17 protein-coding genes are annotated in these 16,878 nt (G+C 41.0%); 14 read left to right on the forward strand and 3 right to left on the reverse strand.

The genetic code is table 11. The annotated features are described in order from the left end of the window. Window positions 1–63: 63 nt before the first annotated feature. The gene (locus A5N88_RS24620; protein ID WP_157090563.1) at window positions 64–240 is read left to right on the forward strand and encodes a hypothetical protein; all 177 of its coding nucleotides are present in this window, start codon (window positions 64–66) and stop codon (window positions 238–240) included. 33 nt (window positions 241–273) lie between these two features. On the opposite strand, the gene A5N88_RS00655 is transcribed toward A5N88_RS24620, so the two are convergent. Genes A5N88_RS00655 through A5N88_RS00665 form a run of 3 tightly spaced genes read right to left on the reverse strand, consistent with a single transcriptional unit; the run spans window position 274 to window position 3,458 of the window. Next, window positions 274–2,406, reverse strand: a complete 2,133-nt coding sequence (locus A5N88_RS00655) for a hypothetical protein (RefSeq protein ID WP_066261790.1) — start codon at window positions 2,404–2,406, stop codon at window positions 274–276. Between the two features lie 16 nt (window positions 2,407–2,422). Then, complete coding sequence (locus A5N88_RS00660) at window positions 2,423–3,025, reverse strand: PilW family protein (RefSeq protein ID WP_083952963.1); 603 nt, start codon at window positions 3,023–3,025, stop codon at window positions 2,423–2,425. Then, window positions 2,967–3,458: a type II secretion system protein gene (locus A5N88_RS00665; RefSeq protein ID WP_066261797.1), complete on the reverse strand. Its 492-nt coding sequence runs from the start codon at window positions 3,456–3,458 to the stop codon at window positions 2,967–2,969. Before A5N88_RS00665 ends, A5N88_RS00660 begins: the two co-directional genes overlap by 59 nt. A gap of 109 nt (window positions 3,459–3,567) precedes the next feature. On the opposite strand from A5N88_RS00665, the gene A5N88_RS00670 reads away from it, so the two are divergent. From A5N88_RS00670 to A5N88_RS00730, 13 genes are all read left to right on the forward strand, one after another. Next, window positions 3,568–5,193 (forward strand): hypothetical protein, encoded by a 1,626-nt coding sequence (locus A5N88_RS00670; protein WP_066261799.1) that lies wholly within the window; start codon window positions 3,568–3,570, stop codon window positions 5,191–5,193. A 19-nt stretch (window positions 5,194–5,212) separates the two neighbouring features. Next, window positions 5,213–5,965: a PRC-barrel domain-containing protein gene (locus tag A5N88_RS00675; RefSeq protein ID WP_066261802.1), complete on the forward strand. Its 753-nt coding sequence runs from the start codon at window positions 5,213–5,215 to the stop codon at window positions 5,963–5,965. 23 nt (window positions 5,966–5,988) lie between these two features. Beyond that, window positions 5,989–7,368, forward strand: a complete 1,380-nt coding sequence (locus A5N88_RS00680) for a VanW family protein (RefSeq protein WP_066261804.1) — start codon at window positions 5,989–5,991, stop codon at window positions 7,366–7,368. Between the two features lie 2 nt (window positions 7,369–7,370). Next, the gene (locus A5N88_RS00685) at window positions 7,371–9,035 is read left to right on the forward strand and encodes a GspE/PulE family protein (RefSeq protein ID WP_066261806.1); all 1,665 of its coding nucleotides are present in this window, start codon (window positions 7,371–7,373) and stop codon (window positions 9,033–9,035) included. Between the two features lie 8 nt (window positions 9,036–9,043). Further along, window positions 9,044–10,084, forward strand: a complete 1,041-nt coding sequence (locus A5N88_RS00690; protein WP_066261810.1) for a type IV pilus twitching motility protein PilT — start codon at window positions 9,044–9,046, stop codon at window positions 10,082–10,084. Then, a complete protein-coding gene (locus A5N88_RS00695; protein WP_066261813.1) occupies window positions 10,085–11,299 on the forward strand; it encodes a type II secretion system F family protein in 1,215 nt (404 codons plus the stop codon). It begins immediately after the preceding gene. Between the two features lie 105 nt (window positions 11,300–11,404). Next, window positions 11,405–11,893, forward strand: a complete 489-nt coding sequence (locus A5N88_RS00700; protein WP_328006942.1) for a type II secretion system protein — start codon at window positions 11,405–11,407, stop codon at window positions 11,891–11,893. 33 nt (window positions 11,894–11,926) lie between these two features. Next, on the forward strand, window positions 11,927–12,667 hold the full coding sequence (locus tag A5N88_RS00705; protein ID WP_066261818.1) for a prepilin peptidase: 741 nt from the start codon (window positions 11,927–11,929) through the stop codon (window positions 12,665–12,667). Between the two features lie 139 nt (window positions 12,668–12,806). Further along, complete coding sequence (gene pilM / locus A5N88_RS00710) at window positions 12,807–13,778, forward strand: type IV pilus biogenesis protein PilM (RefSeq protein ID WP_066261820.1); 972 nt, start codon at window positions 12,807–12,809, stop codon at window positions 13,776–13,778. Window positions 13,779–13,780: 2 nt separating this feature from the next. Continuing rightward, window positions 13,781–14,437 (forward strand): PilN domain-containing protein, encoded by a 657-nt coding sequence (locus A5N88_RS00715; RefSeq protein ID WP_066261825.1) that lies wholly within the window; start codon window positions 13,781–13,783, stop codon window positions 14,435–14,437. Further along, window positions 14,434–15,273, forward strand: a complete 840-nt coding sequence (locus A5N88_RS00720; RefSeq protein ID WP_066261826.1) for a hypothetical protein — start codon at window positions 14,434–14,436, stop codon at window positions 15,271–15,273. Before A5N88_RS00715 ends, A5N88_RS00720 begins: the two co-directional genes overlap by 4 nt. Before the next feature lie 25 nt (window positions 15,274–15,298). Then, window positions 15,299–15,751, forward strand: coding sequence for a prepilin-type N-terminal cleavage/methylation domain-containing protein (locus tag A5N88_RS00725; RefSeq protein ID WP_066261828.1), 453 nt, complete (start codon window positions 15,299–15,301; stop codon window positions 15,749–15,751). Between the two features lie 122 nt (window positions 15,752–15,873). Beyond that, window positions 15,874–16,872 carry a hypothetical protein gene (locus A5N88_RS00730; protein ID WP_066261834.1) on the forward strand — a complete coding sequence of 333 codons (999 nt, stop codon included), beginning with the start codon at window positions 15,874–15,876 and terminating at the stop codon, window positions 16,870–16,872. The last annotated feature ends 6 nt before the right edge of the window (window positions 16,873–16,878 follow it).

Consider the following 16,878-nt stretch of genomic DNA (forward strand, 5'->3'; position numbering starts at 1 on the left):
GAAGGAAGAACATAATAGGGTGGCCTCTAAAAAAATCTATGTTGACCTTCAAGGTTGATTGGAGTGGATATGCGAGACTCCTTCGGTATATGCGTGTTAGGGGAGACCCCGCAGAAGCTTGCTTCCCTAACTGCCCGCGGAAAGCGAGTGCCTGCAGCGGAAATCAACCAGCAGGAAAAAAGATGCTGTACCCAAAATCATCTGATATCTATGGATACAGCATCTTTTTATCTTTTTTGAAGCTGTTTTTCAGAGAAAAAGCTAAAATGATTTTTATTGAATCGTTAATTGGTCAGGGAATAAGGTCAGATTTGTCACTTTTGGAAGTGCATCAATCCTTTTTAGCAGCACATCCTTGTTGTAGACTACGATAAAACGGGAATACTTGTTTGTTTGTCCTGATGCTGTAATACCGGAAACATCATTAATCGCATGTACGTCTCCGCGGACAGCATTGATTTGCAGGTCAAGCAAGGACTGATCTGCTGTCGCTATCCCTTTGGCAAAGATGCCTCCATCTATATAGAAAAGGGATCCTACTCCATACAGCTCTGCATTCTGTTCTGTATAAAAGAAGGCCTTTAATGGCTTAATATTGGAATCAGCAGGCGGAATTCCATTGTCATTAGTCTTTTCATTCGAGTCTGTATAATTACTAAATTCATTCATTCTTGTAATCATGAGCTTTCCCCCTGTTAGGAGGATCAGTTCGTCATTGTTCCCATCTGCACCCAAGATGTTTAAGTTAGAAATGGTAGAATCTCCTTGTGCGTAAATTACAGAGTTAAAAATAATGGCATCATTTTCTCCTGTTGGGTCATTACTGTCTCCTTTAAAGGAAAGTTGCCCATTTGTAACAACATCATTAAGCAGAGAAAGTGAAGAATTGGTTGATATAATACTTAAATTTCCATTGGAATAAATTTTTCCCGAAATAACAGAGTCATGAGAGCTGTTCACCGAAACAGCGCCGCCGGCAATGATATCCCCATCAATGGATAGGCTGCCTTGATTAGAAATGTCTATATTTCCACCTGCCGTAATGGAATATGGCTGAGCGCCAGCAACAGGATTTGTGTAAAAATGAACAGCCTGACTTGCTTCAATATCAATATTGCCTTTTGCATACACCTGTCCGTTCACCGAGATGCTTCCACCTGAATTAATTAAATGGATATCGCCGCTTACGGCAATATTTTTCAGCGAAATATCCTGGTTGCCGATAACATACAAATCTCCTTTGACAATCAGGTTGTCAAGCGTCATAGCAGTATTCGTATTTGAGATAACCAGATTGCCCGGTACCAAAAGAGGAGAGGTAGAATTCTGGTCGATCAGCTTATATCCTGAATCAGGCAGGCTGACATTGCCGATTGTACTGGAAGAGGTAATGGTATTCGCACAGATGTTATTTATATTCTTTTGACAAAGAATATCTGGAATAGCCTGTATCGTACTAAAATGATAGTTATTTTCAAGGCTGTTACTAATATCGTTTGTCAGATTCTGTGAACGGGCAATCCCCAAGGCACTGTCCGAAAGAATGGCTTGTCCTTCTGATTGGATCGCTTCAGGAAAATCAATGCTGGTGAATTGGCTGTCATTCTTCAAAACCGGAACGTTCCCTAAATAAAAATTTTTTGGCTGCAGTATCGGCAATATTCCTGCAGCTCCTGCAGAATTAGAATATAGATCCCCATGTATGGATGGAAAGGGAGAATCAGCTTGAAGGAGATTATTTCCTACCTGGTAATTTGCTTTTTCGTTTATTTTTAAGTTTTCTGCATAAACATTGCCGACGATATTGGGCGAACCATTTAAAACAAGATTCCCATTTGTTCCTGCTGCGTATTTCAAAAAGCTTGGCAATGGGGAAAGGATAATTCTTTTGCGAATAGTCCGTGAAATGACCCCTTTACCGCTCCCTTCGGCTGTTTTTGTAACGGCTGTAAATCCCAAAACACGTGTTAATGTTGAATCTACTGGAAGCCCAAAGGTTTCTGTTGCAGCAGACTTTTCATCCATGCAGGTAGGGGAATGGTTATTATACAGCTCAAAAGGGCTATTTCCGCTTAGATCCTCCACCTGTAAACAGGTATTCTTGTCCTGGTTATCCTGATTAATAATGGCTGTAAGTGTGTTTGCAATCTGATTGGAAAAAGTGGAGGGTGTAACGTTACTGACTGCAAGCGGGGCGTTTGTCCCAGAGAGAGCAAGGGAAAAATCCGCTGTTATTTGATCCAATAGCGTTACACCATCATATGTTATATTAACATCCGTATCACGGACCATCGTCCTTTTAGCTGACTGTATGGAGGCTGTCACAATGGACAAGCCGATCGTCATTAACACTATGGTTACGAGCAAAACAGTAATAAGTGCGTTTCCCTTTGAATTTAACCTCATGGCTTATCTCTCCACTCTAAAAACCGAATTCACTATTTAGGTTTAATGTTTGATTATTTTTGTCATTGCTGACTTTAAGGTTTAACTCGATTGTGCCTCCATTTTTGCAATCGGAAACCTGGTCTCCCTCTGTACAATGGACAGTAAAGGTCGACCCCGTGAAATCAGCGTCAGTATGCAGCTGAGTATTACCTATCTTAATTTCTTCTCCATTTTCATCGGGTATGGTTTGGATGATGGTGAAGGACCCTTGGGCCGTTTTTTGGGTAATATCATATAAGTTGCTTTTTCCAACTGCATCAATGCTAGTTTCATAGTCTTGTTTAATCTCAAGGCAGGATCCAGAAGGGCTCTGGCACTGTGAGACATCATCAAATGGTTGTGAGTAAAGAGCCTGCATCATCATGGAAGATACATAATCGGCATCCTCTCTTAATTGTGACTGTACTGCAATCTTTTCATAGACCTGATACCCCGTCATATAAGCCCCGTAAATAACAGGCATCAAAATTCCCATAATGGCAACCGTTGCTAAAAGTTCAATCAATGTTATTCCCTTGCTATCTGAGATCCTCGCTTTTAATGGTTCCATCGACGCTGGAAGTATAATCTTTGTCATTGATTTTCCACCCCGCTTCCACTTTCAAAGGAATATAATAATTTGCCCTTTGATTATTCGATAAATCCTCTGTAGTTTGAATCGTTACATTATAAGGAATATTGTTAATTTTAATGAGCTGACAGTTCGAAGGTATGGCAGTTGACTGGTCAAAGTATGTATAGTGATTATCACAAATTTGCAGATTTAGCACTTGATTGCTGGAAAATTCGTTTTTTACCTGTAAAAAATTCTGCTTTTCCATGAACATTAACGCATTTCTAGCGACATTAATTCCAACAGTTCTTTTCTCGTTTAAATTTGTAAAAGTACCTGCCTGGAGAAAAAACCTCATAAAAACGATCAAGAGAATGCCCAAAATGGAAATTGAAATGAGAACTTCAATTAAGGTTAGTCCATTTTCACTATTCTCATGTTTTTTTAATAGATTCACCCCTACACCTTCTTTCAAAATAACTCACTTTATTATACAATATGTTTAGTCAAATTCTGTCTTATTTCGCTAAATTTTTAGTCAATTAGTCTTATAAAGGAGAGATGTGATGATTCCCGCAACCGTATTGGCGGTCATTGGATTAATAATTCTTCTGCCAATTCTATACTTTGCACCGCTTGGACTAGCGCCCCGTGAGAAGTACGTTATTGCCGCCGCTGCACTTCTCTTTACTGTCTTGGGAATTGCTGCAGATGGTGTATTTCCGTTCTGGCAGACCGGCCTGATATTACTTCTATTAATCGTACTATTTTCCTATTTATTTGAAAAAAGGTCTATTCACTATTATACAAGCTCTGAACTGGCAGCAGCGGCAGAAGCAGCCGACTTTGAAGACAACATATTCGCAGATGTGAAGGGGACAGAAGGACGCATTCTTACCGGTGCCTATAAACAGCCTGAAGTAAAGGGCGATTTTTTTATCGGTACAATTGGAAATGTAAAGCAAGAAAAAGAGATTAAGGAAATTTATCTGCAGGGGCCTGCTGAAAAACAAACTCTTGAACAGACAAAGCCTGCGGATATGGAAATGCAGGAAGTGAAAGCAGCCGAGGATTATAATGTGGTAATCGGCAGCGGAACTACGGATACAGAAATGATGTCTGAATTAAGCGAAATGGAAATGCTCTTAATGGATTCGATGGATTACAGCAGCTACATCGACAATGACAGGATCCAAGCATTGCATGAAAATAACGAATCCGAAGAACTGACGCAATATATTGAAAATAATGAATTGTCTTCGGGAAATAGTGGAAATACAGTGTTAGGAAACGGTGAAACAGAAATAGAAATAGAGGAAATCTTGCTTGAAGCAGAGGTTAATGATCTGACTGAAATCATCCCCGAAATGCAGATGTCTTCCATTGAGGATTCAATTGACCTGTTTAAAGCTGAAAGCATTCAGGGAGTACATGAGCTTAACAGTTATGAAACACATGTTGGACAGAAGTCTGAATTAAGCGAAATAGAAATGCTTTTACTGAATTTTGAGGAATACAGAGACACTTTCAAAACTGGCGGAGAAAGCATTTTGCCACAAGAATCTGAGGGGATACCGAAAACGCTTGATTTCAATGAAATAACGGAACCTTTCACTGAAGATGAATCTAGATTCCATCATAAGGATGCTTTAGTGTACGAAGTTTTGCTGAAAGAAACAGAGATCATTGAACCTTTGCTCACGGAAGAAACAGCGAATTTAGTTCTTGATGAGCGAAAAGAGTCATCCGAAGTTGAAGGAATGAACGTGCTAGAACAAAAAGGCTTTCCTGCGCTTTCAAATGAGGAATTCGTAATGCTAACCGGAGCAGAGATGGGTTCCGTGAAAGAAGAGGAAGAATCAATTCCCGATTCAAAAGAAGTCTCAGATACTATTAAACCATCAGCACAGATTCAAAAGGACCTGTTTTCATGTTTGGTTGAGGAAGTTATTCTGATGAAACAGCATTTAAGCCATGATGAATATGAAAAGCTCCTCGTTCAATATCTTGAACCAAGCTTATCAGATCAACATTACTTAACCTTTGCACAACTATTAATAGAACATTACATTTCTATGAAAAAATATTCATCATTAGCAGTCTTTTTGAACAATATACATCCAAGATACCAAACCTATCCTGTTGTAAATGCAGAGCTTGAGCATCTTATGAAAAGGATAGAAAATAAATAGAAATAGGTGAATTCTAACTATGAAAAAAAGCGTTGAAATTACAAATTTGCCAATCATCAGCATATTAAATGGAAGTCAGCTTGGTAAAGTGAAGGACCTGGTCATTGATCCTGAAAATGGCTCCGTGGATTTTTTAACTGTAGAACAGGAGGATTGGCAGGTAAGCGTCAAGGCAATCCCTTTTAAGAAAGTCATTGGAATAGGAGAATTTGCGGTCATGGTTGAGAATGAAAGCTCGGTCATCGATTTGAATGAAATCCCTATTGCCAATCAGCTTGTCAACAAGAAAATTAAGATTGTAGATACACGTATCATCAGCAGAAAAGGACAGCTTGTAGGAAAGGCGACAGAATATTTTGTAAATGATGAATCAGGCGACATAGTGGGAATAAGCTTGCATTCAAATGAGAGGGATGTCATTCTCCATGCTGACCATGTTATGACATATGGAAAGGACATTATCATTGTCGACGAACAGGCCGCAAACTTTTTTGTTGATTCTCCTGAGCAGTTATTTGAAGAAAAGCCGTTAATTATTGAAAAACAAGAAGAACCCACTAGTGTAAATGCTGGAAGCGATACAGAGCTGAGGGCTCTAAAACAAAAACAGATAGAGCTTCTTACAGGGAAGAAAGTAACAGAGAATATCTTCAGTCAAGCAGGCGATTTAATTATTGAAGCGGGATCCATCTTGGAAGCCAGCCAAATAGAAGCAGCTCAGGACGCAGGACCAACCGTTTTTGTAAAGCTGTCCATGAATATTGAAGAGTAATTGCGCAGAAGGGAAAAGCCAATGTGAATACAACTCGACTGGTAAAAATATTTTCTATACTTTTCGTTTGTACCTTTTTTCTCCTTGCTTTTTCACAGGGAGGAGCCTACGCATTTAATAATTATTTAAAACCAGACCGGGCCTTTCCAAAAGGAACGATGATTGGTCCTTTTGATGTAAGCGGAAAGACAAAAGTACAGGCTCAACAGTTGTTGAATGACAAAGTCAATCAGTGGCAGCAGCAGGGGGCCATTGAGGTTAGGTATGTGGAAGAAAAGGTGAAATGGGAAAAATCCATCGTTCAATTCCATATCAAAGAGTCCGTTGCCGAGGCTGTTCCAAATAAACAAAATCCCATTTATGCAGATGTCGCAACGGATGATGTGAAACAGCTCATTGAGGATCAATTTCCATTCTTGAATGCTGACCAATTTGACACAGCCTCTCTTAGAAGCAGCATCGTTCAAGAGGCAGTCACATTAGGCTCAGCTCCTGATGAAATTCTCTTGGATCAATATATAAAAGGAAAAAATGCCAATCAGACGATTGCGGATGCATATCAAAATCTATCTATTACTTCAGAAATGAATATAGTGCTGAAGAAGCTCCCGGTAATGAAGATTCCTGCAGGATCCCAGGTATCTTTTATACAGGAGTTAAAAACAGCGAACTTAACATGGGTATCTTCAAAGGATCTCAGTACCATAGCCTCGCTGATGTTTCAGCTTGTTCTAAAGACGAATTTCCCGATTCTGGAAAAAAATCAAAGTGCCCAGCTCCCTTCAAATACAACAGCTGGCCTTGAAGCAAAAGTGGACCCGCAAATGAACCAGGACTTTATTTTTGCTAACCCAAATAAGACAGCTTACCAGCTTTGTTTTCAAAAGGTAAATAACGGGTTATATGCAAGTCTGAAAGGTATTCCATTCGCTTACCGCTACGATCAACTTTTAAAAGATAAGCAAACCTTTCAGCCGAAAACGGTTATTCAATATAGCTCTGCCGTTCCGAATGGACAAGCACCCTTATTGGAAGATAAAGGGGCAGCCGGCATTTTAATTAAGACATATCGAGAAACACATTCTCAGACAGGCGTTCTCATCGGGAGTGAGAAAATTTCCGAAGATTTTTATCCGCCAGTACCTAAAATTGAGCTTCACAGTTTAATAGATCAACAGACGGACAATTTGGATGGATCGGCTCCAGGCCAGCCATCAGTTGGAACAGGGACAGCTCCAAATACCATCGGAAGCAGCTCTTCTGGTATCAGCTCAGAGCAGACTAATCCGCCTGGAAATAGCAATACATCACAGCCTGGTGCAACAAACAACACCAGTCCAACTGATAAAAGCCAGCCAAAGCCACAGACAAAAAAGAGCAGTAATTCTAAAAGCGGGGAGTAAACATGAAACAAACGAGAAAACGGTTAGGGGACTTGCTCGTCGAAACAGAACTGATTACTGAGGAGCAGCTGCAACAAGCGCTCAAGGAAAAAAATAAGGGCCAGAGGCTTGGGGAAGTCTTGCTGGAAAGGGGGTTCATCACCGAACAGCAGCTGATTGAAGTTCTGGAATTCCAGCTTGGTATCCCCCATGTCAGTCTTTATCGTTATCCACTTGATTCAAAGCTATTTTCTTTAATTCCGAAAGAGACGGCAAAGAGAAACCTGATCATCCCATTGCGAAAAGAAGGGGATAAGCTTTTCGTCGCAATGGCGGATCCGATGGATTTCTACCTGATAGAAGACTTGAGGCTTTCTACCGGCTTTCAAATTGAATCTGCAATTGCGACGAAGGATGATATTCTACGGACGATAAACAAGTATTACAATTCTGAAGAAGGGTTTGATGAGCTGGAGGAAAATTTAGTGCAGGAAGCCGAAGTACTCCAGGAGGAAACCATCACCGATCAGGATTCTCCTATTGTCCGGATTGTCAGCCAGATTCTATCCAATGCCGTTGTCCAAAAAGCGAGTGATATTCATATTGATCCCCAGGAAACAAAGCTCCTCATTCGTTATCGGGTAGATGGTCTTTTGAAAACTGAACGGGCTCTGCCCAAAAGTACACAAAGCATGCTGACAGCAAGAATAAAAATCATGGCAAATCTGGATATTACCGAGCACAGAATTCCTCAGGATGGAAGAATAAAAACTACTCTTGATTTTAGACAGATTGATTTGCGGGTCTCCACACTTCCAACGGTTTACGGTGAAAAAATCGTCTTGCGGATACTGGATCTTGGTAGTTCATTAAATGATTTGAATCAGCTTGGCTTTAACAAATTGAATCTACAACGCTTTAAAAACCTAATCAAAAAGCCAACCGGGATTGTCATGATTACAGGCCCGACAGGTTCAGGGAAATCCTCTACCTTATATGCAGCATTAAACCATTTGAACAAAGAAGAAGTGAACATTATTACAATTGAAGATCCGGTTGAGTATCAGCTGGAAGGTATTAATCAAATACAAGTAAATCAAAATGTGGGGATGACGTTCGCAGCTGGCTTGAGATCCATTCTGCGGCAGGATCCCAACATTATTATGGTAGGAGAGATTCGTGACAAGGAGACGGTAGAGGTAGCCATCCGGGCATCTTTGACAGGGCATTTAGTCCTAAGTACCATCCATACAAATGATTCTATTAGTACCATTACAAGATTAATTGATATGGGTGTAGAGCCTTTTCTTATTGCTACATCCATTTCAGGAATTGTAGCCCAGCGCCTTGTGAGAAAGGTATGCAGGGACTGTGCAGAAGAGCATACACCCAGCCAGAGAGAAGTGGAAATATTCTCAAAACGGGGGATGAAAATCGAGAAGATTACTCGCGGGCGCGGCTGCTCCTCCTGCAGCATGACGGGATACCGGGGACGGATTGCTATCCACGAGCTGCTGGTCTTCAATGACGAAATGAAACGGGTTATCTTAAATAATGAGCCGTTAGCGAATTTAAGAAAAATAGCGGTCCAGAACAAAACGGTATTCTTAATTGATGATGGGCTGTTAAAAGTAAAACAGGGAATTACGACAACGGAAGAAATCTTGCGTGTCGCCATCTCAGAATAGGTGAGAAAATGAAAGAAAAAATAGAATATTTGCTGCGATCCGCATTTGAGTTGAAGGCTTCTGATATTCATTTAACCGTAGGAACTCCCCCAATCGTCAGATTAAATGGGGAGCTCAAACGGTTTGGAAAAGAAATTTTGAAGCCGGCAGATACCGAAGAAATGGCAAAAGCGATTATCCCAGATCATTTATGGGACCAATTAAAAGAACAGGGAGAACTAGATTTTTCCTATGGCATACCAGGTGTTTCAAGGTTTCGAATCAACACCTTTTATCAGAGATCCTGTCTTGCCATGGCAGTCAGAGTTGTTCCGACAAAAATTCCGACGTTAGAAGAGCTCGGGCTGCCCGACATCTTGAAGAAAATTGCTGAAAAGCCTCAGGGGCTCGTGCTTGTTACAGGTCCAACAGGGAGCGGAAAATCTACTACATTAGCAGCAATGATCAATTTCATGAACGAGCGGATGAGCAAGCACATTATTACTCTTGAGGATCCCATTGAATATTTACATAAGCACAGGCTCTCGATTATTGATCAAAGGGAAATCGGATTCGATACAAAAAACTTTGCGAATGGCCTCAGGAGCTCGCTCAGACAGGATCCGGATGTCATTTTGGTGGGGGAAATGAGGGACCTGGAAACGATTCATACAGCCATTACGGCAGCGGAAACCGGGCATTTAGTACTAGCTACCCTTCACACATCCAGTGCTGCATCAACAATTGATCGTATCATTGACGTATTCCCTCCTTCGCAGCAGGCACAAATCCGTATACAGCTTGCATCTGTGCTTGTGTCTATTATCTCACAGCGCCTGTTTCCAACGCCTGATCGAAAAGGACAGAAAGCAGCACTGGAGATTCTAATTAATAATGCAGCGGTTGCCAACTTAATCAGAAATGAAAAGGTTCACCAGATTCCAAATGTCATGCAGACATCCAAGGAGCTGGGCATGCAAATGATTGAAACAAGTATTAGGGAACTGGCTCAGGCGGGGGAAATTTCGACGGAAGCCGCACTTCCCTATTTAAAGGAGCAGATGTCATAGATGGCGCGCTTTAAATATATGGGCCGGGACCGATCTGGAAAAAAATCAGGTGTCATCTCGGCTGATTCAAAACGAGAGGCAATGATAAAGCTAAAAGAACAGGGAATCCGAGTGATTGAGATGCAGGAGATGCCAGAGACCCTGTTGACTAAGGATATTTCCATTGGAAAGCCTGTAAAGCTTAAGCATTTAGTTATTTTTATGCGGCAATTTTCCACACTTATCCATGCGGGAGTGACGATTGTCGATGCAACACGAATCCTTTCTGCCCAGACGGAAAGCAAGCATCTGGGAAAGGCACTTGGAGAAATTGAACAGGAGCTTCGTGAAGGAAAATCTTTTTCAGAGGCCTGTGCAAAACACAATCGGATATTCGAGCCGCTCTTTGTCAATATGGTCAGGGCAGGAGAAGTCTCTGGAAGCATGGATGAAACACTTGACAGGCTTGGTGAGCATTATGAAAAACAAAATAATACCAAGCAAAAAGTCGTATCGGCGCTGGCTTATCCAATTGTTGTTGCCTTCATTTCCATTGCCGTTGTCATTTTTTTACTGGTGGCCGTTGTGCCGACTTTCGTAAACATGTTCAGCCAATTTGGGGGGAAGCTGCCTGCTATTACCCAATTTGTTATCGACTCCAGCCACTTTATGCAGCAGTATTGGTATCTTGTTGTGTTGTTTTTAATTCTCATCGTCGTTTTCTTTATGCTGGTGAAGCAAAACAAGAAATCGAAATATTATCTTGATTACTTTCTTTTGCGTCTCCCAATTTTTGGATCTATCATACAAAAATCAACGATTGCCCGAATGACCAGAACCTTAAGCTCCATGTTTTCAAGCTCAGTTCCCATTTTGCAGGCATTAACCATGGTAGAAACGATTGTGGAAAATGAAGTGGTGGCTAAGGTGATCAGAAAGTCGAGGGATTCACTTGAAAGAGGAAGGTCGTTGACCGAGCCGATGCGGAATCATTGGGCATTTCCTCCCCTTGTTTCACAAATGATCTCCATTGGCGAAGAAACCGGTTCGCTGGATGGGATGCTTTCAAAGGTGGCGGACTTCTATGAAAAAGAAGTAGAGACGGCAACAGACGCTTTGAAATCATTAATAGAACCACTGATGATTGTGGTACTTTCTGCGCTTGTCGGCACAATTGTAACAGCTGTCATCGTCCCAATGTTTGACATTTATAACAATGTACAAACGTATAAATAAAATTTAGGAAAAACAAGAAAATATTGTCGATAAAGGAAAACGTATCAACTATAATAGGTTTATAATACTATTTTCCTATTAAATTTAAAAATGGAGGAATGAAGCGTGATTAAAAAAATGGCTCAAAGACTAAAGGAAGAGAGAGGGTTAACCCTGATAGAATTGCTTGCTGTTGTTGTAATCCTCGGTATTATCGCGGCAATTGCAATCCCGAGTATCGGCGGTTTAATTGACAACTCTAAAAAGGATGCACATGTGGGAAATGCTGAACAGATGATTAACTCTGCCAAGACTTGGGTTTCAGGGAATTCAAACTCAATAGGCACTTCAGGAGCAGTATTATCTTTACAAGACTTGTATGATAATAATCTTCTCGATACTATTAAAGATCCAGATGGCGGTAGTTATAAAGCTGGTTCTTCAAACAAGACTGGGGATGTAAGTCAGGGAGACAAAAGTGGTTCTTATGTGGAAATTACACAATCAAGTCCTGGGAAATTTTCTTATTCTGTAACATTAACTAATGGTAATAGAGGTATATTTAATGTAGCAGATGGAGACTTAACTAGAAGCAGTGTTACTGCTGCTAAGTAAGTATTATGAGATATTAACTAGGAGATTATAACTTTGTCTATCCTACTCTTTATATACGCCCTCCTGCTCGGCTCGTTCTACAACGTAGTCGGCTTGAGGGTTCCTGTACATAAGTCAATCGTGAAGCCGCGCTCCGCTTGTTCCAATTGTCATACAGTCCTTTCACCGGCAGAACTGATCCCGGTCGTTTCTTATTTCATACAGGGAGGAAGATGCCGTCACTGCAAGGTGCGGCTTTCTCCTATTTATCCCTTAGGGGAGCTATTGACAGGTGTGTTATTTGTCTTTGCCTACAGACAATTTGGTTTAAGCCTTGATGCCGTCATAGCCTGGACCCTGATTTCCCTTGTCATGATCATCACCGTTTCTGATATTGCCTATATGCTGATTCCTGACAGAATCCTCATTGTGTTTGCCGGTCTTTTTATCGTTGAAAGAATAGCTGATCCTCTAACGCCATGGTGGGATTCTATTATTGGAGCAGCAGCCGGCTTTTTTCTTCTTTTGCTGATCGCACTGGCAAGCAAAGGAGGAATGGGTGGCGGGGATATTAAGCTTTATGCCGTGCTGGGGTTTGCGATGGGAGTAAAAGCTGCATTGCTGTCCTTTTTCTTCGCCACCCTTTATGGTGCAGCCATAGGCATAATTGGATTATGTCTTGGAGTGTTTAAAAGAAAAAAACCGATCCCTTTTGGCCCGTTTATTGGACTGGGGGCGCTGACATCGTTTTTCTTTTATCAGAAAATAATAGATTGGTATCTTTCACTTTTCTAAATGGATGGGATTTGTTAAAGCTCCATTCTGAGATTTGAGTTTCTTTTGAATCTACCATTTTATTGAAGACTGGTACAAATAAAATGATAAAGCAATCATTTATAACGAAAACAGCCTTATTAAATAAAGGAGAGTTGAAATGGCTTCAAGGTTTTTTCAACAAGGACGCAACACGGTTAACCTTATATTCTCGGATCATGTCATTCGTTTTCTTGAACTCAAACAGCACTCCCCGCTCGTGGTGCAGCAATGGGGTGAGCGGTACTTTGATCAGGAATTGATTAAAGACGGGCGTATTCTTGACCGTAAATCTCTTGCCTTTATCCTGGAGAACTGTATAGAGGAATGGGGCATCAAGAAGAAAAATGTCCGATTCATTGTCCCTGACCAAACCATTGCGATACGAAAAATTACGGTTCCCCCTGATGTCAATGATGATGAAATTAAAGGCTATCTATTCTTGGAGATTGGAACAAGTATTCACCTGCCGTTTGAAAATCCTCTCTTTGATGTGTTTTTAGTATCAAAGACCAATGCGGGGAAAGAGGTTTTATTAGTAGCAACAGAGGAAGAGGTTGTAGAATCCTATGTAAGTCTATTAGAGGAGCTCAAGCTAAATCCGGTGGCTGCTGATATTTCTCCGCTTGCCTTTTACAGGCTGATGCATTTGCGGGACTACATAAGGGAAGAAGAGCATGTGATGATTCTTCAATTTGACCACTCCCTTTTAACGATTTCCATTTTTTATCAGGATATCCTTGTTTTCATGAGGCCGGTTCCATTGGATGGGGCACAAACAATTCCGGACACAAGTGCGTTGTCCTCCTTTGATCTCGAATCAAACCTGCTCTTTGAGTTTGAAGATCTATTTAAGGTGATTGAACAAATTCTGTCTTTTTACCAATTTACTTTAAATCAGGGCAGTGCACAGGTGCGCCGGTTTATTATGAGCGGGGATCATCCGGATATGGAACACATTCAAAGGCGCCTTGAACAGCGTCTTGATGCAGGAATTCAACGGATATTCCTCGAAGACATTAAAAGCCAGGATGGCACCATAGTACCCGATTCATTTAGTACAATTCTAGGCTTAGCTTTAAAAGAGGTGTGAAAATGCTAGTTGATATTAACTTATTGCCCGAAAAAGAATCGAAGTCCCGGCTGCCTCTTTATATGATTGCAGGAATACTTTGCCTAACGATTATACTTTCAGCGGTCTTAATCGTTGAAACCAAATCCAAGGATAATATGGCTGCCAGTGCCGATACTCAAATAAAACAAGTAAACAATCTGGATATATCTCTTCAGCAAAGTGTGAATCAATATGAATCCAATGATTCTGTGGCTCAGCTTCAGGCAGCGGTAAAATGGGCATCTTCCAATCCTGTGAAGACGCTCCCGGTTTTAAATGAGCTGATTAGCTTTTTGCCTGACCGAGGTTTTTTTCAAAGCTTTACGCTTAATCAGGACCACACCATCAATCTGAGCATTCAATTTGATACTGAAACCGATGCTGCTTATTATTTAAGCCGCTTATCAAACTCCAGCTGGTTCTCTGAAGCTAAGCTGCTTTCATTGACTACACAGGATATAACTGCTGATTCGAATTCCGTTACGGGAACAGACAGTACTCAATCCGGCACACAAACCAATACAGATACTGAAAATCAGGATGTTTTACCCAGATATCTCGCTTCATACCAAGTAACGCTAAATCCATCTGCTGTACAGGCAGGGGAAACAAAGCGGGCAGGAGGGGCAAATCCATGACCCTTCGATTTAACCGAAAGCAGACGATCGCCGTCATTGCTGCTTTTTTAATAGCCATAATGATTATTTTGTTTGTCTATTTTAAGATGTACCTGCCATCTTCTCAAAATCTGGAATTAAAGCAATCAGAGCTGAAAACAAGTCAGAATCGTTTAAGCCTTCTGCAAACCAAAACCATGCATATGACTGACAATACGTTTGATAATACTATTTCGCTTCAAAAGAAAGTTCCTGTTAAAGCATTGTCGGATCAATTGCTGCTTGATTTTGAAAAGGCAGAAACCATCTCCGGTACCAGTATAAAGGAAATTGATTTTACGGAAGGATCAACGAATTCCAGCAGCCAATCCATCTCTGCGCCGAGCACGGCTGCTGCTCCATCTGCCAGCGGCAGCTCAACAGCCAGCACCAGTAATAATAGTAATACAAGTACAAGTACCACGACATCCAGTGCTGCTAATTCTCAGGTCGCGAATAATGCAGCGAATGGGAATGCGAATACAGCAAGCCTTCCCATGGGGATGAATTCAACTCTTGTGACACTCTCGCTTGAGGCATCGGGATACTTTGAATTGGAAGATTTTATTCGCCAGCTGGAGTCATCTACACGGATACTTGAAGTCAATCAAATTGATGTTAAAGGACCTAATGAAATTACGACAAATAATCAAAAACCAACTCCTTTGACTTTTAAAATAACGGTTTCTGCATTCTATATGCCAGGTCTGGTGGATTTATCGAATCAGGTTCCTAAAATGGCGATACCGGCAGCAGGCGGCAAGAATGATCCTTTTCAAGGCCTTCCTGACATAGCTGCGGGCACCAATACCCCGTAATGTCCAGCATGGAGGGAAAGAGAAAATGAAGGTCAAAGGCGAAAAGGGATTCACGCTGGTCGAACTGCTGGCTGTAATTGTTATTTTAGGGATAATTGCTGCAATTGCCATTGTATCAATAGGAGGCCTTATTGATCGTGCAAAAAGTGATGCTTTTGTTCAATCTGCTTATACATTAAAAGAAGCCGCAGAAATTTATGCAAGAGATCAGCATGTCCATGATAACGATATTCTGAAAGTAAGCTACCAAATACTTTATCAGAATAATTTGCTTGAAGAAATTAAGGATCCATATACAAAAACCTTCCTTGATCCTAAAAGCAATGATTCCTATGTCATCATGAATGGATTAAACGCTGACAGCGTATGTCTAAAGGGGTTTGAAAAAAACATCTGTTCTACTAATAATGGAGATACATCTGTTGAGAATCCTGTTCCGTTCGATGAGTTATCGATTAATTGGGTGCATGATAATTAATAGGCAGGAGCCGCTGAAAATTTTGGCGAAATCCTTCTGGGACAAGACGACAAAAGTCTTGTCCTTTTTCGTTTTCAATATGTTAGCATTGAGCAAATATTGTGAGCGGAGGAGTGTTAGGAATGGACAAGCAGCAAAATACCCCCAAAATTAAGATTAAAATAAATGGAGAAGACCGTCCATTTGAAGAAGAGGTAGAAATTCATGACTGGAAGGAAAGTGAAAAGGAAGCTTCTGCAGCCTCGGAGGAAGCAATAGAAGAGGATGGTTTTGACTGGGTCCTTCCGGAGATCCAAAATGATCAAGTGAGTGAATTTAAAAAAATTTATTACTCTGATACTAGCACCAAAGAAAAGAAAAAGACCTGGAAAGCGGGAGGGAATCCGTTTAAAGGCTGGTCTTCTATAGTTATTGCTGCGGGAACAGCTATAACTGTAGGAATTGTTTTAGGTTATGTTTTGCTAAAGGTGGTTATTTACCAGGAGCAGGCACTGAAAAATACAGGGCTTTTACCGAAAAGCCAGGCTGTGGAGACTAATGGGAATGCAGTGAAATCCATCTCTGTTCCTGTTCTTCAAACCTCCGTTGTTCAGAATAATGTCTATAGCAGTGCCAGCTCTGCAGAATCGACTGCAGCCCAATTAAAGGATTCCGGGTATCCCGCCGTGGCAATTCCCATGCAGAACAAGCAGTATTTATTTATTGGAGTAGCTGACAGTATGGCTGATGCGAAGCAAGTAGCGTCGACTCTTTTTAAATCAAATATCTCTGTTTATTCAAAGGATACCCAGTTTGGAGGAAACAAGATGTCAAATGCAACTTCAGATGAAGCAGCCTTTATGAGTAAAGAGCCCGCAGTTTTCCAATCCTTAAACAAGCTTATTTCAGATGCAGTTGTAAACGGAGCTGTTGATTCTAATGCTTTAAAGGAAACGGGAAAAGATGTAGAGGCCTTAAATGCTTTAAAAAACATCCAGAATAAGCATATCAAAAGCTTAATTTCAGCACAGGCTGCAGGCTATAAAGCGCTTGCTGACTATCAGGCAGGCAAGGACCAAAAAAACCTGATACAGGCTCAACAGGCATTATTGGATTTTTTAAAAGAATACGGAAGCCTATAAAGCGGG

It is taken from the genome of Heyndrickxia acidicola (assembly GCF_001636425.1).
In the GTDB taxonomy this organism is placed as follows: Bacteria; Bacillota; Bacilli; order Bacillales; family Bacillaceae_C; genus Bacillus_AE; species Bacillus_AE acidicola.